Origin of the sequence: Roseovarius mucosus (assembly GCF_002080415.1) — a bacterium.
Lineage (GTDB): Bacteria > Pseudomonadota > Alphaproteobacteria > Rhodobacterales > Rhodobacteraceae > Roseovarius > Roseovarius mucosus_A.
Genome location: NZ_CP020474.1, coordinates 823844 through 849103, shown reverse-complemented (window position 1 = coordinate 849103; position 25260 = coordinate 823844). Strand labels below are relative to the sequence as shown.

18 protein-coding genes are annotated in these 25260 nt (G+C 61.5%); 8 read left to right on the top strand and 10 right to left on the bottom strand.

The annotated features are described in order from the left end of the window. Positions 1–77: 77 nt before the first annotated feature. Together pyc and ROSMUCSMR3_RS04070 are read right to left on the bottom strand one after the other, a co-directional pair. Positions 78–3518, bottom strand: coding sequence for a pyruvate carboxylase (pyc, locus tag ROSMUCSMR3_RS04075; protein ID WP_081508545.1), 3441 nt, complete (start codon positions 3516–3518; stop codon positions 78–80). A gap of 152 nt (positions 3519–3670) precedes the next feature. Continuing rightward, positions 3671–4819 (bottom strand): alpha-hydroxy acid oxidase, encoded by a 1149-nt coding sequence (locus ROSMUCSMR3_RS04070; protein WP_081506544.1) that lies wholly within the window; start codon positions 4817–4819, stop codon positions 3671–3673. A gap of 100 nt (positions 4820–4919) precedes the next feature. Between ROSMUCSMR3_RS04070 and ROSMUCSMR3_RS04065 the strand changes: the two genes are divergently transcribed. Beyond that, complete coding sequence (locus tag ROSMUCSMR3_RS04065) at positions 4920–7259, top strand: ATP-dependent helicase (RefSeq protein ID WP_081506543.1); 2340 nt, start codon at positions 4920–4922, stop codon at positions 7257–7259. 99 nt (positions 7260–7358) lie between these two features. Here ROSMUCSMR3_RS04065 and ROSMUCSMR3_RS04060 read toward each other — a convergent pair whose 3' ends face one another. The 5 genes from ROSMUCSMR3_RS04060 to ROSMUCSMR3_RS04040 are packed head-to-tail and all read right to left on the bottom strand — an operon-like array spanning position 7359 to position 11113. Then, entirely contained in the window at positions 7359–8501 is a 1143-nt protein-coding gene (locus tag ROSMUCSMR3_RS04060) for a saccharopine dehydrogenase family protein (protein WP_081506542.1), read from the bottom strand. A 13-nt stretch (positions 8502–8514) separates the two neighbouring features. After that, on the bottom strand, positions 8515–8763 hold the full coding sequence (locus ROSMUCSMR3_RS04055; protein WP_081506541.1) for a SemiSWEET family sugar transporter: 249 nt from the start codon (positions 8761–8763) through the stop codon (positions 8515–8517). Beyond that, on the bottom strand, positions 8764–9819 hold the full coding sequence (locus ROSMUCSMR3_RS04050) for a saccharopine dehydrogenase (RefSeq protein ID WP_081506540.1): 1056 nt from the start codon (positions 9817–9819) through the stop codon (positions 8764–8766). 9 nt (positions 9820–9828) lie between these two features. Next, complete coding sequence (locus ROSMUCSMR3_RS04045) at positions 9829–10443, bottom strand: glutathione S-transferase family protein (RefSeq protein ID WP_008282558.1); 615 nt, start codon at positions 10441–10443, stop codon at positions 9829–9831. Between the two features lie 19 nt (positions 10444–10462). Then, complete coding sequence (locus ROSMUCSMR3_RS04040; RefSeq protein WP_081506539.1) at positions 10463–11113, bottom strand: histidine phosphatase family protein; 651 nt, start codon at positions 11111–11113, stop codon at positions 10463–10465. Positions 11114–11345: 232 nt separating this feature from the next. Between ROSMUCSMR3_RS04040 and fdhF the strand changes: the two genes are divergently transcribed. From fdhF to xrtE, 6 genes are all read left to right on the top strand, one after another. After that, complete coding sequence (gene fdhF, locus ROSMUCSMR3_RS04035; protein WP_008282556.1) at positions 11346–14120, top strand: formate dehydrogenase subunit alpha; 2775 nt, start codon at positions 11346–11348, stop codon at positions 14118–14120. A gap of 104 nt (positions 14121–14224) precedes the next feature. Next, complete coding sequence (locus tag ROSMUCSMR3_RS04030; RefSeq protein ID WP_081506538.1) at positions 14225–15274, top strand: cobalt-precorrin-5B (C(1))-methyltransferase; 1050 nt, start codon at positions 14225–14227, stop codon at positions 15272–15274. Next, a complete protein-coding gene (locus ROSMUCSMR3_RS04025; RefSeq protein ID WP_081506537.1) occupies positions 15271–15999 on the top strand; it encodes a cobalt-precorrin-6A reductase in 729 nt (242 codons plus the stop codon). Before ROSMUCSMR3_RS04030 ends, ROSMUCSMR3_RS04025 begins: the two co-directional genes overlap by 4 nt. Then, positions 15996–16625 carry a DNA-3-methyladenine glycosylase family protein gene (locus ROSMUCSMR3_RS04020; protein WP_008282553.1) on the top strand — a complete coding sequence of 210 codons (630 nt, stop codon included), beginning with the start codon at positions 15996–15998 and terminating at the stop codon, positions 16623–16625. Before ROSMUCSMR3_RS04025 ends, ROSMUCSMR3_RS04020 begins: the two co-directional genes overlap by 4 nt. Continuing rightward, entirely contained in the window at positions 16622–17287 is a 666-nt protein-coding gene (locus tag ROSMUCSMR3_RS04015; protein WP_008282552.1) for an alpha/beta hydrolase, read from the top strand. The genes ROSMUCSMR3_RS04020 and ROSMUCSMR3_RS04015 overlap by 4 nt, the downstream gene beginning before the upstream one ends. 66 nt (positions 17288–17353) lie before the next feature. Then, complete coding sequence (xrtE, locus tag ROSMUCSMR3_RS04010) at positions 17354–18958, top strand: exosortase E/protease, VPEID-CTERM system (RefSeq protein ID WP_081506536.1); 1605 nt, start codon at positions 17354–17356, stop codon at positions 18956–18958. Between the two features lie 9 nt (positions 18959–18967). Here the strand turns inward: xrtE and ROSMUCSMR3_RS04005 are convergent, their stop codons facing one another. The 3 genes from ROSMUCSMR3_RS04005 to ROSMUCSMR3_RS03995 form a co-directional block, all read right to left on the bottom strand. Then, positions 18968–19141 carry a VPEID-CTERM sorting domain-containing protein gene (locus ROSMUCSMR3_RS04005; protein ID WP_232279244.1) on the bottom strand — a complete coding sequence of 58 codons (174 nt, stop codon included), beginning with the start codon at positions 19139–19141 and terminating at the stop codon, positions 18968–18970. Positions 19142–19349: 208 nt separating this feature from the next. Further along, positions 19350–23123, bottom strand: coding sequence for an efflux RND transporter permease subunit (locus ROSMUCSMR3_RS04000; RefSeq protein WP_081506534.1), 3774 nt, complete (start codon positions 23121–23123; stop codon positions 19350–19352). Continuing rightward, on the bottom strand, positions 23120–24337 hold the full coding sequence (locus tag ROSMUCSMR3_RS03995) for an efflux RND transporter periplasmic adaptor subunit (protein ID WP_008282549.1): 1218 nt from the start codon (positions 24335–24337) through the stop codon (positions 23120–23122). The genes ROSMUCSMR3_RS04000 and ROSMUCSMR3_RS03995 overlap by 4 nt, the downstream gene beginning before the upstream one ends. 221 nt (positions 24338–24558) lie before the next feature. Here ROSMUCSMR3_RS03995 and ROSMUCSMR3_RS20985 point away from each other — a divergent pair, with 221 nt between their 5' ends. Next, positions 24559–25248, top strand: a complete 690-nt coding sequence (locus ROSMUCSMR3_RS20985) for a hypothetical protein (RefSeq protein WP_087148862.1) — start codon at positions 24559–24561, stop codon at positions 25246–25248. Positions 25249–25260: the final 12 nt, after the last annotated feature.

Here is a 25260-nt window from a genome sequence, read left to right as displayed (position 1 = left end):
TGATTGCGGTGCAAAAGGGCTATCTGTTTTGGGTATAGCCGTCACCCTCGGGACAAGCCCGAGGGTGACGGGGCGCGTCACTCCAATTCGACCAGCAGATCCTTGGCGTCGATCTGGCTGCCGGGCTGGACATGCACCGCCTTGACGGTCGCATCGCGTTCCGCATGCAGGCCGGTTTCCATCTTCATCGCCTCAATGGTCAACAAAAGGTCGCCCGCCTTGATCTTTTGCCCGGCCTTGACCGCAACGGTCGCAACAGCACCCGGCATCGGCGCGCCGATGTGGTTGGCGTTGCCCAGTTCTGCCTTGGGTCGGGCTGCGACCGTGCTCTTGATCCGCCGGTCGGGCACGCGCACCGTGCGCGGCTGGCCGTTCAGTTCAAAGAACACGCGCGCCTCGCCATCCTCTTGCGTTTCGCTTACCGCGACCAGCCGGATTTCCAGCGTCTTGCCGGGGTCGATTTCGGCGGTGATTTCCTCGCCTGTCTCCATCCCGTAAAAGAAGGTGCGCGTAGGCAGGGTACGGACGGGGCCGAATTGCGCGTGACGTTCCATGTAATCGGCGAAAACCTTGGGATACATCAGGCTGCCCATCAGATCCTCGTTGTCGATCTTTTTGCCGAAACGCTCTGTCAGTTCGGCAAACCGCGCGTCCAGATCTTCGGGCGGCAAGAGCGTGCCGGGGCGTACGGTGATCGGCTCTTCGCCCTTGAGCACCTTTTTGACGATGGCGGGGGGGAAGCCGCCGGGGGCCTGCCCCACATAGCCCTTCATCAGTGTGATCACCGAGTCGGGAAAGCTGACCTCGGTCGCAGGGTCGAGCACGTCTTCGCAGGTCAGGCCTTGGCTCACCATCATCAACGCCAGATCGCCCACTGTCTTGGCAATCGGCGTCACCTTGATCACATCGCCGAACATTTGGTTCACATCGGCATAGGTGCGCGCGATGTCATGCCAGCGGTCTTCCATCCCCATCGAGCGCGCCTGCGCCTTGAGGTTGGTGAACTGTCCGCCGGGCATTTCGTGAAGATAGACCTCAGAGGTAGGCGATTGCATCCCGCTTTCAAACGCAGCGTAGTGGTTGCGCACCGATTCCCAGTAGTTCGAGATTTGCCGGATCGCCCCAATGTCGAGCCCGGTGTCGCGCGGCGTGTGGCGCAGCGCCTCGACAACGGTGCCGATCGTGGCTTGGCTGGTATTGCCAGAGAGCGAATCCATCGCACAATCCACTGCATCGACGCCCGCCTCTGAGGCCGCCAGAATGGTGGCCCCGGCAATGCCTGCTGTGTCATGGGTGTGGAAATGCAGCGGCAACCCAACCTCTTCTTTGAGCGCCTTGAAAAGCACGCTCGCCGTGGCCGGTTTCATCAATCCGCCCATATCCTTGATGCACAGGATATGCGTTCCCGCCTCTTTCAGCTCTTTGGCCATCGAGAGGTAATATTTCAGGTCATATTTGGAGCGTGCCGGATCGAGCATATCGCCCGTGTAGCAGATCGCCGCCTCCAGCACCTTGCCCGAGTCGAGCACGGCGTCCATGGAGACGCGCATATTCTCGGCCCAGTTCAGCGGGTCGAACACGCGGAAAATATCAACGCCGCTTTCGGCCGCCTGTTTGACAAAGGCCGCGACCACATTGTCGGGATAGTTGGTATAGCCTACCCCGTTCGAGCCGCGCAGCAGCATCTGCGTGAGCAGGTTGGGCATTCTTGCGCGAATGTCGCGCAAGCGCTGCCATGGGCATTCGTCAAGGAACCGGTAAGCCACGTCAAAGGTCGCACCGCCCCAGCACTCGACCGAGAAGAGGCCGGGGAGATCGTGGGCGTAATTGGGCGCAATGCCGATCATGTCGATCGACCGCATGCGCGTAGCCAAAAGCGATTGATGGCTGTCGCGCATCGTGGTGTCGGTGATCAACAGCTGCTTTTGCGCGGCCATCCAATCCGCCACGGCCTGCGCGCCCTCGCGTTCAAGGATCTGCTTTGGCCCATCCTTGATCTCGGAGTTGGCGGGGCGCGGCGCGCGTGGCAGTTTGAGATCTGCAGGGGGGCGGGTGCGCCCCTCGACCTCGGGATGCCCGTTGACCGTGATGTCGGCGATATAGCTTAGAACGCGCGTACCACGATCCCGCCGCTTGGCGAATTTGAACAGTTCTGGCGTCGTGTCGATGAATTTGGTTGTGTAGGTATTGTTGAGAAAGGTCGGGTGCTTGAGCAGGTTCTCGACAAAGGCAATGTTCGTGCTGACACCGCGAATACGGAATTCGCGCAGGGCGCGGTCCATCCGGGCAATCGCCTGTTCGGGGGTAGGTGCCCAAGCCGTGACCTTGGTCAGAAGGCTGTCATAATAGCGCGTGATCACACCGCCCGCATAGGCGGTGCCACCATCCAGACGAATGCCCATGCCGGTGGCTGAGCGATAGGCCGTGATCCGGCCATAATCGGGGATAAAGTTGTTCAGCGGGTCCTCGGTGGTGATCCGGGTCTGGAGCGCGTGGCCATGCAGGGTGATGTCATACTGGCTGGCCTTGCCGGTGGCCTCCATCAGGCTCTTGCCTTCGGCAATCTTGATCTGCGCCTGCACGATGTCGATGCCGGTCACGGCCTCGGTCACGGTATGTTCGACCTGAACGCGCGGATTGACCTCGATGAAATAGAATTTGCCGGTGTCCATATCCATCAGGAATTCGACAGTGCCCGCGCATTCGTAATTCACATGCTTGCAAATCTTGTAGCCAAGCTGACAGATTTCTTCGCGCTGTGTCTCGGACAGGTAGGGGGCGGGGGCGCGTTCCACCACCTTTTGATTGCGGCGCTGCACCGAACAGTCCCGCTCGAACAAGTGGTACATATTGCCGTGCTTGTCGCCCAGGATCTGCACCTCGACATGGCGCGCGCGCAGGATCATCTTTTCGAGATAGCCCTCGCCATTGCCAAAGGCCGCCTCGGCCTCGCGCCGCCCTTCACGAACCTTATCCTCAAGCTCGCTTTCATCCTCGATTGGTCGCATGCCGCGCCCGCCGCCGCCCCAAGACGCCTTGAGCATCAAGGGATAGCCAATTGCCTTGGCCTCTTTGCGGATGGCCTTGATGTCGTCGCCCAGCACTTCGGTTGCCGGGATCACGGGAACGCCTGCCTCCATGGCCACACGGCGCGCGCTTGCCTTGTCGCCAAGGGCGCGCATGGTCTCCGCGCGCGGACCGATAAACGTGATGCCCGCCGCGTCGCAGGCATCAACAAAGGCCGGGTTTTCGGACAAGAGGCCGTAACCGGGATGGATGGCATCCGCGCCCGACAGCTTGGCCACGCGGATGATCTCTTCGATGGACAGATAGGCCTGAACTGGCCCCATACCCTCGCCGATGCGATACGCCTCATCCGCCTTGAACCGGTGAAGCCCGAGCTTGTCCTCTTCTGCAAAGACAGCGACGGTTTTCTTGCCCATTTCATTGGCGGCCCGCATGATGCGGATGGCGATTTCGCCCCGGTTGGCGATGAGAATTTTCTTGAAGTCGGCCATGCCTGTCCCCCGGTTTATCAGTTCTGGCGGCGCGGCATTCCATGCCGCATTGCAGCGCTGCATCCTTGTAAGATTTGTGAAAGGTTTGTGCAATCCGGCAAACTGGGTATTCCCCGGCAAGGGAAATTTCCTGTCCCGACGGGTGGTCCACCCTACCCGTTAGGGATCAGGCGCGACCGTACGTCCCAAAGCGTGCGTGTGCCCAACTGGCCCATATTGGCGCGCAAATCCTCGGCCAGAATATCCGCCAGATGCGCCGGGCCACTCTCTCCAAGCGCGCCAAGCGCATAGTGCCAGCCGCGCCCCATCATCACGAAATCCGCGCCAAGGGCGATGGCACGCAGCACATCAAGCCCGCCCTCGATGCCACCATCCATGATCACCGGCAGGGTGGTTGCAGCACGCACCTCTGGCAGGGCCTCGATGGTGGCGGGGGCGGCGTCGAACTGACGGCCTGCGTGGTTCGAAATCCAGATTGCGTCTGCGCCCTCTTTCTCAAGCATCGCTGCATCATCCCCGCGCAGCACACCTTTGATCACCAAAGGACCGTCCCATGCGTCGCGCAGCCATCGCAGATAATCCCAGTCGGGCGAGGTGCGCAGCAAGTAACCAGCGTGTTTGTTCGAGGGCAGGCCCTTGGTCTGGCCTGCGTAATCGTCAATCAGACGCATGCGCGGCATGCCGAGCCGCGCGGTGCCAAGCGCCCAAGCCGGGCAGCGGGCAACCTGCGCCATCAGGCGTGGGGTCAGCTTGGGCGGCTGTGTCAGGCCCGAGCGCACTTGCCGCTCGCGGCGGCTGCCCACGGGCACATCGACGGTCAGCACCAGCACCGTGAACCCGGCATTGCGGGCGCGGTTGAGCATGTCGGTGCGAATGCCGGTATCGCGCGGCGGATACATCTGGAACCAGCCATTGCCGTTCAGATGTGGCCCGATGTCCTCTGGTTTTTGGCTGGCCACAGTCGACAGGCCATAGGGAATGCCCACCTGCGTGGCCGCCCGCGCCAAGAGGCGCTCGGCATCGGGCCAGATGAGGCCCGACATGCCCACGGGCGCGATGCCCACCGGCAAAGCGTGGGTCTGTCCCAAGAGGGTGGCCGAGATATCGGGTGTGAACTCACCATGCAGGATCGACGGGCTGAGCCGCACCTGATCGAGCATCAGGCGATTGCGCCCCTTGGTCGCCTCGGTCCCTGTGGCACTGTCAAGGTATTCCCAGACGAAATGCGGAATGCGCCGCGCGGCTCGGGCGCGCAGATCAGACAGGGCGGGATAGGTTGCATGCAGGTTCATGGCGCGCATTTGCGCGGGTTTTCAGGGGCTTGTCCAGAGGCCAGATTGGGGCGGAACAATCCCCGAACATCTCTTTATCTCTGGCCGCCTCCGCGCTATTGTCGGGGGCATGAACAGATTTGACGAATCCGACGCTTTTGAGGGGGCCAGCCTCTCGGCCCGTGCCATGGCGGCGCGGCCCGCGCCCTATCTTGATGATCTCAACCCCGAACAGCGCCGCGCGGCGGAAACGCTGGATGGTCCGGTGCTGATGCTGGCTGGCGCGGGCACGGGCAAGACCAAGGCGCTGACCACGCGCATCGTGCATCTGATGAACACCGGGCGCGCGGGGCCCGGCGATATCTTGGCCGTGACCTTTACCAACAAGGCCGCGCGCGAGATGAAAGAGCGTGTGGGCCGCCTTTTGGGTCAGCCGGCAGAGGGGATGCCGTGGCTGGGCACCTTTCATTCGATCTGCGTCAAGCTTTTGCGTCGGCATGCCGAACTGGTTGATCTGAAATCGAATTTCACCATTCTTGATGCCGACGATCAACTGCGCCTACTCAAACAACTGGTGCAGGCGTCTGGCATCGACGACAAACGCTGGCCCGCGCGGATGCTGGCGGGAATCATCGACCAGTGGAAAAACCGCGCTTGGACGCCTGACAATCTGCCCGCGTCAGAGGGCAGCGCCTATGATGGCAAGGGTCCGGCGCTCTACCATCAGTATCAAGCGCGACTGAAGGAATTGAATGCGGTCGATTTTGGCGATCTGCTGCTGCATGTTGTGACAATATTCCAGCGCCACGATGACGTGCTCAGGCAATACCAACGCTGGTTCCGCTATATCCTCGTGGACGAGTATCAGGATACCAACGTCGCGCAATATCTCTGGCTGCGGCTTTTGGCGGGGGGGCACAAGAACATCTGCTGCGTGGGCGATGATGATCAGTCGATCTATGGCTGGCGCGGGGCCGAAGTGGGCAATATCCTGCGGTTCGAAAAGGATTTTCCCGGCGCGGCGGTGATCCGGCTTGAACAGAATTACCGCTCGACGCCGCATATTCTCGCTGCCGCCTCTGGTGTGATCGCGGGAAATCGCGACCGGCTTGGCAAAGAGTTGTGGACCGAGGCTCAAGAGGGAGAAAAGCTCCGCCTGATCGGCCATTGGGATGGCGAGGAAGAGGCGCGCTGGATTGGCGAAGAAATCGACGCGATGCAACGCGGCACGCGGGGCATGCGGCCCTATTCGCTTGACGCAATGGCAATCCTCGTGCGGGCCAGCCACCAGATGCGCGCCTTCGAGGATCGGTTTCTGACCATCGGTCTGCCCTACCGCGTGATCGGCGGCCCGCGCTTTTACGAGCGTTTGGAAATTCGCGATGCCATGGCCTATTTCCGCCTTGTGGTCTCGCCTGCGGATGATTTGGCCTTTGAGCGGATCGTCAACACGCCCAAGCGCGGGTTGGGTGACAAGGCGCAGCAGAAAATCCAGATGACCGCGCGCCAGCATGGTGTGCCGTTGGTCGAAGGCGCGCGCCTTTTGCTTGACGACAAGGGGATCACCGGCAAGGCGGCGGGCGAGCTGCGCCTTTTGATCGACGGGCTTGGCCGTTGGGGCCGGATGGTAGGCGATGCCGATATCAGCCATGTCGAACTGGCGGAGATGATCCTCGACGAGAGCGGCTATACTGGCATGTGGCAAAACGACAAGACGCCCGAGGCACCGGGGCGGCTTGAAAACCTCAAGGAACTGGTCAAGGCCCTCGAAGGGTTCGAGAACCTGCAAGGGTTTTTGGAACACGTGAGCCTCATCATGGATAATGAGGCGGGTGAAGAGGGCGAGAAGGTCACGCTGATGACGTTGCACGCGGCCAAAGGGCTCGAGTTTCCGGCCGTGTTCCTGCCGGGATGGGAGGATGGGCTTTTCCCCTCGCAACGCTCGATGGACGAAAGCGGCGTGCGGGGATTGGAAGAGGAGCGGCGGCTGGCCTATGTCGGCATCACCCGTGCCGAAGAGGTCTGTACGATTTCATTCGCGGGCAATCGCCGGGTCTATGGCCAGTGGCAGAGCCAGATGCCATCACGCTTCATTGATGAATTGCCTGAGGCGCATGTTGATGTGCTGACCCCTCCGGGCCTTTATGGCGGGGGCTATGGGGCGGCGGCCAGTTCAGGCATCGAGAGCCGCGCCGCCGAAGCCAATGTTTACAATAGCCCCGGTTGGCGACGGCTTCAGGCGCGGGGCGCGGAGCGGCCCCTGAGCCAACCCAGTGAAGCGCGCCACAGCGTGATCGACCTGCAGGCGATGAGCGCGCACACAGTGGGCGAGCGCGTCTTTCATCAAAAGTTTGGCTATGGCGCAATCATCGCCATCGAGGGCGACAAGCTCGAAATCGCGTTCGAGAAGGCGGGCACCAAAAAGGTTGTTGCCCGTTTCATCACGGGCGCGGATGACGTTCCGTTCTAGCCGGAGGATCGCGGCGTATTTGAGTATTTTTGCCAAGAAGAAACCTGGCTTGGCTTCTTCTTGGTGCAAATACTCCTGTACGACCTAGCGCCGAAACGCCTAGCTGAGGTGATCGACGACCGTCAGATGTTGCGCCAATTGGTTGACCTCGCCCAAGTAGCGCGCAACCAGTTTCGGATCATGCGGGGCTGCGCTGACGCCTGCCGCAATCTCGCGCGTCAGCACCGAGTCGACCGCCAGAGAAACCGGGATTGACACCAGCCGCGCCATCGCCGTGCCGCGCGCGTCGCCCCAGGCATCCATCACATAGCTCTTGTGCCAGACGGGTTTCCCGGCGTTCTCGGCCCTGAGATCCACGCAGAGCACGACACGATCCGGCTCGCCCTCCTCATAGGCGTTCTCTTGCCAGAACTGATCCGACATCTCTTTGAGGCGGCTATCGCCTGCGGTGCCTTCCAAGGTCTCGATTTCCGCAAAAATAGGCTTCCATGCCTCTGACCAGCCATTGAGCCGCAGCGTGCCACGCACGAAATCCTTGATCCGCCAGTCTGGATCAAAGCGGTAATCCGCGATGAAGGGGATCGAGTCCCGGTTGGGGTAAACCTCAAAGGTTTCTGGGGTCGGCAAGGGGGCGTCATAGCTGGAAATGGCATCCCAAGGCCGCGCCACCCGAAGTTCCGAGAAATTCCGGATCGACCGCGAGGGCGAACGCAGCGCCTTGAGCACGCCCAAGGGCGACCAACTGAATTTGTAGCGGAACGGGTTGGGCTGTTTTGGCACGCCGCCGCAATAGGAGGTAAAGCTGAGATCATTGCCCGCCTCATAGGCCTTGGAGGCGCGATAGTCGGCCACCAGATGATGCGCCATGAGGTGGTCGATGCCGGGGTCGAGACCGATTTCGTTGACAAAGCACAGCCCCTTGTCGCGCGCAGCCTGATCGAGGGCGCGCATCTCTGGTGCGATGTATGAGGACGAAACGAAATGCGCGCCCCTCTCAAGGCAAAGTTCGGCCAGCGGCACGTGCCAGTCGCCCGGCAGCATTGACACCACAACGTCACCGGGATTGAGCACCTTGGCCAATGCGTCCATGTCAAATGCGTGGATCGTGTCGGTGAGATCGCCGACCATTGCCCGCGCCTTGTCGGTCGAGCGGTTCCACACCGTCACATCACGCCCTGCCTCAATCAGCCGCCGTAGGCCGGGGATGGCCGATAGGCCGGTGCCGCACCAGTGGATTGTCATGTCGTTCTCTCCTTCATTTAAAGCGGAGTTTTGCCGCGACGATGCTGAGCATCGCGACCACGGCGCAGATATTCGCAAGGATGAGCGGCCAGTCGCCGATCATCACCCCATAGACCAGCCAGAGGGAAACGGTGGTCAAAAACAGCAGGTTCGAGGGCAGCGACAGGCCGGATGTGTCGCGCGTGGCCCAAGCCTTGACCGCCTGTGGAATCCAGCAGATCGTGCCCAGAAAGGCGGCCAGATATCCGACATAGGGGGCCATTCAGAGCGCTTTCATATGGGTGTGAAAGGTCTCTGCCGCGCGCCCCCAGACGCCTTGATCTGGCGTGTCGAGCGTCAGCAGGGAGGTTAGCAACTGTCCCGCATAGTCCTGAGAGGATTCCACCGGCAAGAGCGAGGGCAGGTTGTCTATGGCCATGACATCGAGCGGCGGAACATCGTGCACGCGCAGTACGGGCGCGGCCCAAGTGGTTGCCGCATCATAGACTGGCACCGGGTTATAGTCACTGTCAGGGTCGCAGGCGACATCGCCGATTACGGTCAGGTGGCGCGGCGCGGCCAAGGCGGATTTATGCACGAAAACCGGCGTGCCGGGGCGGGCAAAGATGCAGTTGAGGAAGATGTCATGCGTTAGGATTTCGGGAAACGGCCCACCCGATGCGGTCTCGGCCATGTCCCAACGGGTGACGGGCACATCCATCGCTTCGCAGAGATCCGCCGCCCCTGTGCCCACGCGGCCCAAGGCCCCGATGACAATGGCGCGGGGGCGTGTGGCACCCGAAGCCTCAAGCCGCGCGCCAAGATCGGCCAAAAGTGCGTCGCGCCCCGGATAGGTATCGACGGGCGGGCAGAGGCCGCCGCCCTGTTGTGCCGCCCATGCCATGAGCGATACCGCTGCCCCCGCATAGCCTGCCCAATAGCCAAAGGCAGCAACGCGGCGGCCGGTCACATCGACCAGATACTCCAGATCGTAAAGCGTGCCGCCCCCAGCCTGAAACCGCTGCAAGAGTCGCCGTCCGGCATGTTGCCCCTTGAAGGCATGGCCGAACATGATGTGGCGATGCGGCAGGGGGGTGCCATCCTCGGGCAACTCCTTGAGGCCAAAGATGATTGCGTCCTGCGGTGCCGAGGGCCATGCGTTTTCCGGGGCGATTTCGCAGCCGGCGGCGCGGTAGCCGTCGATTGGGATGGCGCGGTTTTGGCTTTCTTCCACTGTGACGTGGATGCCTTTGGCGATCAGTTGCGCCGCGCCCTCGGGCGTCAGCCCCACGCGTTCCTCATTGGGCCGCTGTTCGGCCCTTACCCACAGATGTGTCATCTCAGCCTCTCAGATCATGTTATCCGCGATCACCCGTTCTACAGATGGGCGCGCGCGCATTGCCTGCACGAAGGCTGCGATTTTGGGGAACTTGGCCACATCCACCCCGTCGCCTTCCAGCCAGTTGCAGGCGACAAAGAGATAGGCATCGGCAAGAGAGAGTGTTTCTCCCAGCACAAAGGGGCCGGTCAGGATATGATTTTCGACGTAATCAGCGCTGTCGGTCATGGTCTGTACCGATTTGGCCTTCATGTCGTCGAAAGAGCTTTGCTGATCGGCCCACCGGTGCCCGCGCATTTTGTGCGCGTGGTTCACATGCATGGTGGAGGCGATGTAATACATGGCCTCGCGCATTTTGGCAGCCTTCAAGGGGTCTGTGGGGCGCAAACCTGCTTGGGGTGTGGTGTCCGCAATGAAATCGAGGATTGCACCGGTTTCGGTCAGGATACTGGTGTCGGTAACGAGAGTCGGGACACGCCCCTTGGGATTGATCGCAAGATACGCGGCGCCGGTTTGCTCCCCCGCCCGGAAATCAAGGCGCATCGGTTCAAAATCCAGACCCGCCTCGTGCAGCGCGATGGCCACCGCAATCGAGATGGTGCCTTTGGCATAGTATAACTTCATGGCGCGGTTCCTCTTGCTGTCAGATAAAAGTGCGGGCATGCGCCCGATCGGGAGTGTCGAGATGCGGCGTTGCGTTGAACGTGCCCAGCATCAGCATGTCATGCACATGCTCCAGCCGGTGGAGCGAGCTGTTCCTCACTTGCAACATGACTTTGGCCATGCCCGGAATATCCAGCCCGAGCACATGCCGCATGACCATACCGATCACGCCGCCTGAGGTTACGATCAGAACACGCCCATGCTGCTGGCAGATGTCGTCGATCAAGCCGGTGATCCGGTTGGTAAAATGAGCAAAGGTTTCAGGTACATCCTCCAGATCGCCGCGCGCCCAGTGTTCGATCACCTGAGGCAGGTAGCGGGCGAATTCGGTGGCGTCCGCAGGGGCCGGAATGCCGTGCTGTGCCTCGATGGCGCGGGCGAGGGCGAAATAGCTTAACTCGTCAAGACGCGGGTCTTGTTCGGTGATCTGATAGCCCATGGCGCGGGCGGTGCCGATCTGACGGTTGAGCGTTCCGGTGATCACATGGTCAAAATGCGGATTCGTCCGCTCCAGATGTGCGCCCAGCCATTCGGCCTGCTGCACGCCCAGAGGCGATAGCCGGTCATAGCCTGCCTCATCGGTCGCATGGCTGTTGGCCTGCCCGTGCCGCACCAGAATAAGCTCTGCCAAGGTTTCCCTCCCCCGAATTCCGCGCGACGTTAGCGCCGGTTGCGGCGGGGTTAAAGGGAGCGCGTGAAATATTCCATCCCATCGCTGACAGGCGTGACGGTGCTGTCGATTTAAGACCTCTGCCGTGGCTCTTTGCCATTCGTGGCGCAAATGTGGGGTGAGGTGTCGGGATTGACGGCCTCTGGCATGCTGCTGCATGCTTTAAAAAGTCCCAAAGCAGGGAGGCACGCTGATGACCGACAAGATCACACTCGTATTGGATGGCCGCGAGGTCGAGGTAGAGGCTGGTCAGACGATCTGGGAAGTCGCCAATGGTCGTGGTCTGAAAATTCCGCACCTCTGCCACAAGCCTGCCCCAGGCTATCGCCCCGATGGCAATTGCCGCGCCTGTATGGTCGAGGTTCAGGGCGAGCGGACGCTTGTCGCCTCGTGCATCCGCGAGGCCAAGGCGGGCATGGTTGTGACAACCAACTCCGCCCGTGCAGAATCGGCGCGCAAAATGGTTGTTGAGATGCTCTTGGCCGATCAGCCCGAGCAGGCGCAGTCGCATGACCGCTCAAGCCACCTCTGGGATATGGCCGAAGCCAATGGCGTGACCCATAGCCGCTTTCCCAAGCTGGAGCGCGACCGCATTCCGCTGCTCGATGACAGCCACATCGCGATGCGCGTCAATCTCGACGCCTGTATTCAATGTGGTCTCTGCGTGCGGGCGTGCCGCGAGGTTCAGGTGAATGACGTGATCGGCATGGCCGGGCGTGGGCATGACGCCTACCCGGTGTTCGATCTTGCGGATCCGATGGGCGATTCGACCTGTGTGGCCTGCGGCGAATGCGTGCAGGCCTGCCCGACCGGGGCCCTGATGCCTGCAACCGTGCTTGATGACGTACAGCAGGGCGACAGCGCCGATTTCGATGAAGAGGTCAAGAGCATCTGCCCGTTCTGTGGTGTGGGGTGTCAGGTTTCGCTCAAGGTCAAGAATGGCAAGGTCAAATATGTTGAGGGCATCAACGGGCCTGCCAACGAGGGGCGTCTGTGCGTAAAGGGGCGGTTCGGTTTTGACTATATCCACCATCCGCATCGCCTGACCAAGCCGCTCATCCGCCGCGATGATGCGCCGGCAAAGGGGCTGAATGTCGATCCCGGCAATTGGCAAGAAGTGTTCCGTGAAGCGTCTTGGGACGAGGCGCTTGATCTTGCAGCAGGCGCACTCAAGGGGCTGAAGGACACCCATGGCGGCACCAGTGTTGCAGGATTTGGCAGCGCGAAATGCACCAATGAAGAAGCCTATCTCTTCCAGAAATTCATCCGTCAGGGATTTGGTCACAACAATGTGGATCACTGCACGCGCCTCTGCCATGCGTCTTCTGTGGCGGCGCTGATCGAGAATGTCGGCTCTGGTGCCGTGACGGCGACCTTCAACCAGATTGAAAACGCCGATGTGGCGATTATCATCGGGGCCAACCCGCTTGAAAACCATCCCGTTGCCGCGACCTATTTCAAGCAGTTCACCAAGCGTGGTGGCAAGCTGATCGTGATGGACCCGCGCGGGCAGGGGATGAAGCGTTTTGCCACGCATATGTTGCAATTCCGTCCCGGCGCAGATGTCTCGATGCTGAATGCGATCATGCATGTGATTGTGGAAGAGGGGCTCTACGACCAGCAATATATCGCGGCGTTCACCGAGAACTGGGAAGCCGAGAAAAAGCATCTGGCACAATTCCCGCCCGAAAAGATGGAGGGTATTTGCGGTGTTCCCGCCGAGACCCTGCGCGCTGTGGCGCGGGATTTCGCCACGGCCAAGGCCGGTATGATCTTTTGGGGGATGGGCGTCAGCCAGCATATCCACGGCACTGACAATTCGCGCTGCCTGATTTCTCTGGCCTTGATGTGCGGTCATGTGGGCCGTCCGGGCACAGGGTTGCATCCGCTGCGCGGCCAGAACAACGTGCAAGGCGCGTCTGACGCGGGCCTCGTGCCGATGTTCCTTCCGGACTATCAGACGGTGACAGATGACGGCGTGCGCCGTGCCTTTACCGAAGTCTGGCAATCGGGGGACTTCTCGAACCAGAAGGGCCTGACCGTGACCGAGATCATGGACGCGGTTCATGACGACAAGATCAAAGGCATGTATATCCTGGGCGAAAACCCGGCGATGTCTGATCCTGATGTCGAACACGCCCGCGATGCTTTGGCCAAGCTCGAGCATCTGGTGGTGCAGGACATTTTCATCACGGAAACAGCCAATTATGCCGATGTGATCCTGCCCGCGAGCGCGTTCTACGAGAAATCGGGGACCGTGACCAATACCAACCGTCAGGTGCAGATGGGCCGACCCGCCGTTACCCCACCGGGTGAGGCGCGCGAGGATTGGGCGATCACGGTTGAGCTGGCCAATCGGATCGGGCTTGACTGGTCTTATGACAGCCCGGCGGATGTCTTCGCCGAGATGAAGGTCAACATGCGGTCGCTCGACAATATCACCTGGGAGCGGTTGGAGCGCGAAGGCGCCGTGACCTATCCTTGCAAAGGGCCTGATCAGCCGGGTGAGTCGGTTGTGTTCGGCGACGGTTTCCCGCGGCCTGAGGGACGCGCTAAATTCACCCCGGCGGCAATCATTCCGCCCGACGATGTGCCCGATGCCGAGTATCCGATGATCCTGACAACCGGTCGGCAGCTTGAGCATTGGCACACAGGGTCGATGACCCGCCGCGCCAGCGTGCTTGATGCGGTAGAGCCGGAGGCCAATTGTTCGATGCATCCTGCCACCCTGCGCAAGCTGGGCGTAGAGCCGGGCGGCATGGTGCGGCTGAGCACCAAGCGTGGTTCAATCCGGATCATGGCGCGGGCAGATCGCGCAGTGGCCCCTGATATGGTGTTCCTGCCCTTTGCCTATGTCGAAGCGGCGGCGAACATCCTGACCAATCCGGCGGTCGATCCCTATGGCAAGATCCCAGAGTTCAAATTCTCGGCAGTCAAGGTCGAGGCAGCGAATATCGCGGCAGAGTGAGGCCGCGCACGCGCCCCGCAGGTTTTGCGGGGCGCGCACAGGGTCCGACCGTTAGATTTGGCATTTGGCCTCTGGCTGTGGCGCGCCTATAGTCCTGACTGGATATGACCCGCAAACCCGATACCCCCTTGCGCCGTGGCTGGACCACGGGCGCTTGCGCAACCGCCGCGACACGGGCGGCGCTCAGCCTGCTATGGGGCGAAGGGGCTGTGCCGCGTGTCTGCATCACCTTGCCAAGGGGTGAGACGCCCGAATTCGCCATTGCCCATCATGCCAGCGGCGAGGGGTGGGCCGAGGCTGGGGTGATCAAGGACGCGGGCGATGACCCGGATGTCACACATGGGGCGATGATCATCGCGCGGGTGGCCCGCTCAGAAGGGGGCGTGGTGTTTCGCGCAGGCGAGGGCGTGGGGCGTGTCACCATGCCGGGGCTGCCCATCCCGCCGGGTGAGCCTGCAATCAACCCCGTGCCACGTCAGATGATGCGAGAGACCGTGGAAGACATGGCCGAGCGGCTGTCTGAAAGCCCGGATATCGAAATCACGGTGTCGGTACCTGGGGGGGCTGCGCTTGCGCAAAAGACTTGGAACTCGAGGCTGGGCATAAAAGGCGGGTTGTCGATTCTGGGCACAACAGGGATCGTGCGCCCGTTTTCCTGCGCCGCTTGGATCGCCTCGATCCATCGCGGCATTGACGTGGCGCGCGAGGCGGGGCTGGATCATGTGGCAGGCTGCACCGGCGCCACAAGCGAGCAGGTGGTGCAGAGCCTTTATGACCTTCCGGATCACGCGATGTTGGATATGGGGGACTTTGCGGGTGGGATGCTCAAATATCTCGCCCGGCATCCGCTGCCGCGCCTTACGGTGGGGGGCGGTATCGGCAAGATGATCAAGCTGGCGCAGGGCGCGCGCGATTTGCATTCAGGCCGCAGCCAAGTGGATTTCGCAGGCCTCGCCGAGGCGCTTGCCATACCGGATCTGAAATACATGAACACGGCGTTGCAAGCCTATGACGTTGCTGGGGAAGTCTTGGCAGAATGGGTGGCGCAGGAAAGCCGGTTGAAGGTGCTGTCAATGCTGCCCGAAGGCGTTGCGGTTGATACGGTTGTGATCGACCGGGCCGGTGTGGTGCTGGCACGGGCGGGGGCGGCATGACGCTCTTGCTGCTGGCGGGCACGGGAGAGGCGCAGCAGGTGGCACGACTTTTGGTTGCCGAGGGGCGTCCTGCCATTGCCTCGCTTGCCGGGGCCACGCGCGCGCCGCGCGCCATGGGCCTGCCCACGCGAATAGGTGGGTTTGGCGGCGAGGACGGCTTTTTGCGCTACCTCACCGAGGCCGGGATCACCGCAGTTCTTGATGCAACGCATCCTTTTGCCAGCCGGATATCCGAGCGCACGGCACGGCTCTGCGCTGACAAAGCCGTACCATATTGCCAGCTTTTGCGGCCGGAATGGGTGCCTGGGGCCGGTGACCGCTGGACCATTATCGCCGCAGAGGAAGAGGCGGCAACGCATATTCCCGAGGGGGCGACGGTTTTCCTTGCCACCGGGCGGCAGGGCGTGACACGCTTTGCCAATCTCGACGGGCGGCGGCTGATTTGCCGCGTGGTCGATCCACCCGAGGCACCCTTTCCGATGGCAAATGGCACCTATCTTGTTGGCCGCCCGCCGTTTTCCGAGGCGGAGGAGATCGCGCTTTTCACCCGGCTTGGTATCGACTGGCTGGTGGTCAAGAATGCGGGGGGGGCCGCGTCCGAGAGCAAGCTGGCGGCTGCGCGGGCGCTGAACCTGCCCGTGGCGATGATCGCGCGACCGCCACAGCCAAAGGCCCCGCGCGTGGCGACGGTGGCGGCGGCAATGGAGTGGGTGCGCAACATATGACGGGCCGGATCATCGAGTGCGACGCGGACGTTCAAGAAGGGGCAGCGCATTTGGCCGCCCTCTGCCCCCGCCTGCATCATGCCTATGCGCTGACGGGGCCGCTGCCGTTGCGGCGGAACCCGGACGGATTTGCGCGGCTACTCAGTGCGATTGTCAGCCAACAGGTCAGCGTTGCTTCGGCCAATGCGATTTGGTCAAGACTGGAACAGGCCGGCTTCACCGAACCTCAGCGCATCGTCGCGGTCACGGATGACGATCTGCGTGCCGTAGGCCTCAGCCGCCAAAAGGCGCGCTATGCCCGCGCGCTTGCCGAGGCGGGGATCGATTATGCCGCCTTGCGCAGCGCTCCGACGTCTGAGGTGATTGCCACGCTTACGCAAGTGTCTGGTATCGGTGTCTGGACGGCGGAAATCTATGCGATGTTTAGCTTGGGGCGTGCAGACGTGTTTGCGCCCGGTGATCTGGCCTTGCAAGAGGCGGTGCGCCTGCTCTACGACCTGCCGGAAAGGCCCAAGGAACGGGCGCTGCGGCAAATGGCCGAGGACTGGTCGCCATGGCGCGCCGTTGCGGCGCGACTTTTGTGGGCCTATTACCGGGTGGCCAAGGACAGGGAAGGGATCAGATGACACGGGTATTGCAAGCAGGCCGCAAGGCGCCTCTTTCGGGTGAGACACGTTCGGCTGTCGTCTTTCTGCATGGATACGGGGCCAATGGCGCGGATTTGCTGGGGCTGGCAGACCCGTTGGCGGAACACTTGCCAGATACGCTCTTTGTCGCGCCCGATGCGCCGGAGAGCATTCCGGGGATGCCCTTTGGTCTGCAATGGTTTCCTATCCCGTGGATCGACGGATCAAGCGAGGAAGAAGCGCACCGGGGCTTGATGACGGCCTCGGCGGATTTGAATGCCTTTCTTGATGCGCTGATGGTGGATGAGGATCTTTTGCCTGAACAGGTGGTGCTCTTTGGCTTTTCCCAAGGGTCAATGATGGCGTTGCATGTGGCACCCCGGCGCGAAGAAGCACTGGCTGGCGTCGTGGCCTTTTCCGGGCGGCTTCTTTCGCCGGACTTGTTGGAAGATGAGACGCAGAGCCGCCCGCCCGTTCTGCTGGTGCATGGCGATGCCGATGAGGTGGTGACGGTACAGTCGCTGCCGCAGGCGGCGGAGGCCTTGCAGGGGGCAGGCTGGCAGGATGTCTATGCCCATATCATGAAGGGTACAGGCCACGGAATTGCCCCTGACGGGCTGTCAGTGGCCCTGGCCTTTATGCGCGACAAACTTGGCCTCTGACGGTTTTCCACAAATCGCCTCAGGCTTGCCATATTGCGGCGGCGCTCTTGAGTTAGCGCAAGACGGATGAGTGAGGACACTGGCAAACTTACCCCGCATGGGCGGGCTCTATCCCTTGGCGGACTGTTTGTCGCCGAGATGGTGGTGCTTGTGCTTGGGTATCAGGTGTTGAGCGACCTAGAATGTCGCGCCACCGGGATCGAAGCTGCCTGTCGCGGATTGCGGTTTGTGGCGCTTTGGCTGCTTTGTGCGGGGTCGTTGGTTGGGATATACCTCTGGGCGCGCCCCGTCGCGCGCGCCGATTTCGGCATGGCGGCAAGCCGTGCGCCGGGCGGGTTAAGATGGGCCCTGATACATGGCCTTGGCATTCTGGCCATGCTCACGCCGCTGATCGTGATCGCGCCTGACGCGCTCAGCGCAGAATTTCAGTCTGTTTTCCCTCTGGCGGCCTTGGGCGCGCTGATGGCGGCCTTGGGTGGTCTGCTGTGGCTGATGCGGCCCGCGGCATGGTTGAGTTGGTTACAGGGGCGCAGTCTGTCCCTTTTGGCGATGGTGGTTTTTGCCGCCGCTCTTCCGGGGGCTGTGGTTTTGGCGGGGCCACTCTGGAGCGTGCAGGCTGTCACGGATGTGACATTCATTGCGGTCTTTCTCTTGTTGCGCCTCTTTGTCGAGGAGGTGGTCGTTGATCCCGCGACCTATGTGATCGGCACGCCAGAGTTTCAGGTTATGGTGGCCGACAGTTGTTCGGGGATCGAAGGGCTGGTGTTGATCACTGCCTTTCTTGCCCTTTACGGGGTGCTTTTCCGTGACGAACTGCGCTTGCGCCGCTTTGGCCTCGTGATTTGGCCCCTTGCGCTGTTGGTAAGCTGGCTGTTCAACGCGGGGCGGATCACGGGGTTGATCCTGATCGGTGTGCATGTCTCGCCGGAACTGGCGGTCAACGGGTTTCACAGCTTTGCCGGTTGGTTGATGTTCACAGCCCTGTCGATCGGCGTTTTGGTTGTTGTCGGGCGCAGTGGCTATGCGCTTCAGGCGGTGGTGGTGCCACAGGTGCGCAGCGTGGCCCCGCTGGCTCAGGATGATGTGGCTGGCCGCATCCTGCCCTTTATCGTCTTTGCCTTGTCGGGATTGATCGCACAGGCCTTTTGGAGCGAACCTGCCCTCGCTTATCCGGTGCAGGCCGGCATGATGCTGGCTGCGCTTTGGTGGGTGCGCGCCACTTTGTGGCAGCATTTAGCTTGGCCCTCGATGCTCTCGGTGGCCGCAGGCATCGCGGTTGGGGTGGTTTGGATCGCAACCGCGCCCGCGTCAGAGCCACCCTCTGACGCGCTCATGTCGCTTGGGGCCGGCGCTTTTGCCCTTTGGGCCAGCGTGCGCATCCTTGGCACTGTGGCGCTTGTGCCGGTGATCGAAGAGCTATTTTTTCGGGGTTATGTCCAAGCGCGTCTGGACCGGGGCACTGTTTCAAGCCAGATCATCGCGATTGGTGTTTCCGCCGGCCTTTTTGCGCTTGTCCATGGCCGATGGATCGAGGCGGGGCTGGCTGGTGTCGTCTTTTCTCTGGTTTACATGCGCAATGGGCGGCTGGCTGATGCCATGGCCGCCCATGCTGTTGCCAATGCTGTTATCGCAGCCGTCGCCCTTTGGAGGGGGGATTGGGCGCTGATCTGACGGTAGAGGTCAGTTCCGCGCGCGACGCCGTTTGATTTCCCAAGCAAGGACAAGGGCCGCGAGAACGACTGCGATGGCCAATGTGCCACTTGCAGCGTCCATTTCCGGCACGGAGGACGTCGATGTCGAGCCACCGCTCGACGTGGTTCCACCATACCAGCCACTCCAGAACCAATCAAACATCAGTCGTCTCCGTATTACCATGTGTTCAAATTCTGACCTTAGATATGCCAGATTTCGGACACATTTCAAGCTTCGTGCCGGTCGAGTCATATATTTGGAAACGAACCGGGTCTACAGGGCGCTTTGTTTCCGGATTAGAGGCCAAGATGCTGAAACATCGGGCAATCTTCCTGCGGGCTACAGGGGCGAACTCACATCTTCAACAGAATCACTCCGCCGCGCGGAGAGGCGAATCTTGGCCTATGGAATCCGGTGTTTTTGTACTTTTTTCAGCAGGTTGGGTTGGGTTTGCTGGCACGGTTTGATTTTCGTCGGGCCAGACAATTTCAGCGTGTGCGAGGCGGTTTGCGGTGTGGGCGAGGGCCCAATCCTGAGCGGCGCGGCTGGAGCGACCCATCGAAAGCTTGGCCAAGAGGCGCGCGCCCCAGAGCGCGTAGGTGCCCAGCCACACCCGCAACGCCAACATCGCGGGGGTAAAGACCAGCGTTAGTACGGTTGCGATTCCGAGGCCGAAAACCACGGCGGTGGCAAGCTGCTTCCACCACAAAGCTGTTGGACTATCAAAGGCATAGCCACCATTCACAAAGTCAAGGCTTAGCCCGAACATCATCGGTGCGAGGCCCGCCATGGTGGTGATCGTAGTCAAAAGAACGGGCCGGATGCGATCCTGCGCGGTGCGGGTGATGGCCTCGATCTGGGGCATGTAGCGGGCGTATTCCTGATAAGTATCAATCAAAACAATGTTGTTGTTCACCACGATCCCCGCGAGGGCCACGATGCCGGTGCCCGTCATGATGATCGAAAACGGCTGATCCATCACCAGCATCCCGATCAGCACGCCGGTTGTTGAGAGCACGACCGCCAAAAGCACTAGCACTGCGTTGTAAACACTGTTGAATTGCGCCAAGAGGATGATGAACATCAGGCCAAGCGCCCCGGCGAAGGCCTTTTGCAGGAACGCGCCGGATTCGGCCTCATCCTCGGCATCGCCGGTCCATTCATAGCTGATACCGGGGGGCAGAACGCCGGAATCGAGCCACTCAGTCAGGAGCGCGATGCGCTCGTTTGCGGTGATGGGCACCTTACGATCTGTAACATCTGTGGCCGATTCCTTACGAAATAACCCGTCCTCAACTGCCGCCTTGATGTCGAAAAAGCGGGTCTGATCGACACGGTCGATCTGGGCCAGCTGTTTGACCGGTTTGCGGCTGACGAAATTCGAAAGTGGAACCAGTCCGTCATCGGTGCGCACCTTGAGGCTGTCGAGGGTTGAGAGCACGCGGTCTTGGTCGGGCAGGCGGACGCGGATCTCGATTTCTTCGTCGCTGCTGTCCACGCGCATCGTGTCGAGCAGGATACCGCGTGTCACAAGCTGCACCATCGCCCCAACGGTTGCCACGTCGGCGCCAAAACGCCCGGCCTTTTCGACATCAACGTCGATCTGCCAATCAATGCCGGGCAGCGGCAAGGTATCTTCGATCTGGCGCAGGCCTTCGGTTTCGTCAAATTTCTGTCGCGCCACTTCGGTAAAGGCGATGAGATCGTCCCAATTGTCACTTTTGAGGCGCAGGTGCACCGGCTTGGCCGAAGCGGGGCCACGGGATTGGGCAAGAACCTCAAACTTGATGCCGGGAATTTGCTCCAGTTCGGCGCTCAGTTCCGCAATCACCGCATCGCCGTCAAAGTCTGCCGCCACCACGTCGCGCGATACGGCAAGGTTGATCAGGGGAATGGTGAACCATGTCTCGTGCGTCTGGGGGCGATCCTCCCAGGCGATGGTTTCGAATTGTATCTGACCGATCGTGTCGCGTGGGGGCTGTGCGCCACCGGTGTTGGTATCAAGTCCGCCATCCCCAGCAAAAGCAAAGGCGGTCTGGATGCCCGGATGGGCGCGGATGATATCCTCGACCTGCTGGACCAACTGATCCTTTTGATCAATCGAGAGATTGCCGCGCCCGCGCACATAGACGATGCCTTGCTCGGGTTCGCTATCGACAAAGAATTCGGTGCCATTGTTGTTGTTGATGTAGAACATGAGCACAGAGCCCACGAGCACAAAAATCGCGCCAAAGGCCACCAGCGGCATCACCGGATTGCCCGCGATGGCGTGGATCACCCAGCCAAAGGCCGAGCGGTGATAGCCGCCCCGGACCCGTTCGCGGCGCGGGGGCAGCCAGCGTTGCCGCGCGACGTGCAGGAGATTGCCAAAACGGCGCGGGATGGCCAAAAGCGCCAGAAGCGTGGCGACCACCCCCGACAGCCCTACCGCCACAAGAAGTGACACGCCAAGCAAGAGGCCAAAGACCGTGGTCAACACCGGTATGACTGAGCCAAGGATTTGCGTGCCGTCCATGGCTGAAAATTGCGCGCGCACTTCGTTCAGCAGGGTGGGGGCCAATTGGCCGGCCAGAAGCGCCGCACCGATTGCCAGCGGCAGAAGCAGCACATGCCAGAGCCAGAAACCGCCCGCAATCTGATCGGTGCGGGCGTTGAACCAGCGTTCCAGCCGCCCGGTCACGCCGCCCAGCACGGGCAAATAGACGAGCGCCACCAAGAGCGATGCAGAGAGCACGAAAATCAGTGTAACGGGCAGCATGCCCATGAATTGCCCCGGAATACCGGGCCAGAAGAGCATCGGCAGAAAAGCACAGAGCGTGGTCGCGGTTGAACTGACCACGGGCCAGAACATCCGCTTGGCGGCACCCACATAGGCGTGCATCGGGCCTTCGCCATCGGCAATCCGCTTGTCTGCATATTCCACCACGACGATGGCACCATCCACAAGCATGCCAACCGCGAGGATGAGACCGAACATCACGATATTCGAGACCGCGACACCCATGACGGCGAGAAGGGCAAAGCAGAGCAGAAAGGAGGTTGGTATCGCAAAGCCCACCAGCAGTGCAGGACGGATGCCCAAGGCCGCCAGCGTGACGATCATAACCAAGGCAATGGCGGTCAGAACCGAGCCCTCAAGCTGGCTGACCATCGAGGCGACCGTGCTGGATTGATCGTTGGAGGTGCCAACGCTGACTGCGACCTGTAAATCCTCGGGCCATGTCTTTTCCGCCTCGGCGACGGCGGCGCGCACGAGGTCTGCGGTCTCGATGATGTTGAAACCTTTGCGCTTGACCACTTGGAGCGCGACGGTGGTCTCGCCATTGAACCGCGCGGTGCCTAGCCGATCCTCGAAGGTGAGGTTTATGGTGGCCAGATCGCCAAGCCGCACGATGCGGTCGCCATTGGTCTTGACCGGAAGGTTGTAGAAATCGCTGGTATCTTCGAAGGACGAGGGGATTTTGACCGCGAAAGTGCCTTGGCTTGTGTCGACTTCACCGGCTGCGATCAATTGGTTGTTGTTCTGCACCACGTTGATCAGATCCAGCGCCGTGACGTTATATGCCTCAAGGCGGAGCGGGTCGATGATAACCTCGAGCATCTCTTCGCGATTGCCCGCGATCCCAGCCTCGAGCACGGGTTCCAGCCCTTCGAGCGTGTCTTGCAGGTCATTGGCGAGGCGCGACATGGTGCGTTCCGGCACCGGGCCGGAGAGGTTGACGATGATGATCGGGAATTCGCTGAAATTTACTTCGTTGAGGGTGTATTTTTCAGCGCCGTCGGGGAAATCGGCCTCGGCGGTGTCCATTGCGTCGCGCACATCGGCGAGGGTCTTGGTCTTGTCCCAGCCGAATTCGAATTCGAGCGCCACGCCGCCATAGTTTTCAGCAGCGGTGCCGGTCATTTTCTTCAGACCGTCCAGATCGCTCAGCTCGGTCTCCATCACTTTGACGAGCAGTTTTTCGCTATCCTCGGCGGAGATGCCGGGGAAGGGGACCGAGATGAAGAGGGCGGGCACCTCGATGTCAGGCTCGCCCTCTTTGGGCAGGCCGACATAGGCCAGCGTGCCTGCCAAGACCGAGAGCACGATGAAGGCCAAAACCATCCGGGCGCGGGTGGCGGCCCAATCGACGATTCCGGTCATTGGCCCAACTCCTGAAACACCGGGTCAACGGGCACGCCATCGGTCACGAAATCCTGTCCGATCACGATCACATCGGCGCTATCTGGCAGTCCGGTGAGCCAGACACCGGAGGGTGTATCGCGCAAGAGCTCGACCGGGACGAATTGGGCAAGGCTTTCGGGGTTGACGATGCGCAGGCCCAAGGCCCCCTCGTCATCAAGAGTGAGCGCGGATTGCGGCAGGAGATGCGCGCGTTTGCCTGCGGCACCGATCAGGATTTCGGCGGTTTCCCCGTCGCGCAGCGAGAGGTCCGGGTTGGGCACAGTCACTTCAACGCGAAAGGTGCGGGTGACGTCATCGGCGGAGCGGGCAACGAAGGTCACGCGCCCCTCGACCCTGCGGCCTGAGGCCATGCGAATTGTCGCAGGGGCATTCATTTCCACGCGGGCCACCTGCAATTCCGAAACGAAGCCGACCATGGTGATCGGGTCGAGTTGCAGCACCGTGGCGCAGAGCGCGCCGGGTTGCAAAAGGCTGCCGATTTCGGCGGTGTCGGTGTCGAGCACGCCGTCGAAGGGCGCGACGATGGCGAGGCGGGCGATCTCGGTTTCGGCGGCGGCGACGGCGGCGCGGGCGGATTCGATCCCGGCGCGCGCGGCCTCTAGGCCAGAGGTGGCCGACTGCACCGCTGCTTGCGCCGAGCTGACCGCGGCACGTGTTGCAGCGACGCGGGTTTGTGAGGCAAAGCCGCTTTCGACAAGGTTTTCGGCGGCGTTGGCATTGATTTCAGCCTCTTCGAGTTGGGCGCGGGCCTCGTTGGCGCGGGCCTCGGCCTCGGGGATGCGGGTTTGGGATTCGCTCAGCCGGGCTTGGGCCTCGGCCAGAGCGGCGTTGCGCGCGGCGGGGTCAAGGCGGCAAAGGATATCGCCTTGGGTCACCATATGCCCTTTGCGCAGCGGGTCGTTGATGACAAGGCCCGAGGTTTCGGCGCGCAATTCGACGATGCGGTCAGCCTCGGATCTGCCGCGCACCACGACGGCGCTGTCGACCTCACGCGCTTGTGAACGCAGGGCCACGACGCGCATGATCTGCGTCGTTTGGGGGGCGGTTTCTGGTGATGTGGTTTCGGTTTGCGGCTGAGTGGCGGGGGCTGGAAGAAATCTGTCATGCTCAAAGACAAGAACATAGACAAGGACAGAGACCACGAGGGCGATGAGAACAGGAAGCAACCGCATTTATCTACCTTCGGGCCATGAGGCGTGGCGTTGGGCCGGGCTTGGGCCTGCCTTGCGGGACATGCCCTTGACGCAACATCATTGGCTTACGCTAAACCAACCGGTTCAGATTAATCTTTTCCAATGCCTGCTGCAAGCACGCCCTTGCGTCGCGGGCGCGGTGCCCCTTGGCAGGGGCAGGGCTTCGGGGTAAGAGGGGCGAAATTCAAGGGGGGCGCGGCGTGAGCAACACCGACACTTTCATCGATGAAGTCACTGAAGAGGTGCGCCGCGACAGGCTGTTCGCGTTGATGCGCCGATATGGCTGGATCGCGGTTCTGGCGATCCTGATGTTGGTGGGCGGTGCCGCGTGGAACGAATGGCGCAAGGCGCAGGATCAGGCCGCCGCCCAAGCGTTGGGCGATGCGGTGCTGGCGGCCTTGGCCACCGAAGACCGGAGCGCCCGCGCCGCAGCACTGGATGCAATCGAGGCGCCGGGGGCCCAAGCGGGATCGGTGATTGCCTTGCTCGCGGCGGCGGAAGAAGCGGCGGACACCCCCGAGGCAGCGGCGACGCGGTTGCTGGCGCTGGCAGACCGGTCGGATGTGGATGCCGTCTATCGCAATATTGCAACGCTCAAGGCGGTGATGCTTCCGGGTTCGGGGCTGGATGCCGAGGCACGGCGCGGGCGCTTGAACGGATTGGCGTTGAGCGGCGGGGTTTTACGCCTCTTGGCCGAGGAACAATTGGCGTTGATTGATCTGGAAACGGGCAACCGGGATGCGGCTTTGGAGCGTCTTGGCGCGATTGCCAGCGACGCGGAGGCGACGATGGGCTTGCGTAGGCGCGTGACACAAGTGATTGTGGCCTTGGGCGAAGATATGCCCGACCTGCCGGAGCCTGTCACAGGGGCCGAGTCGCTAGGTGAATGACAGGGGCCGCGT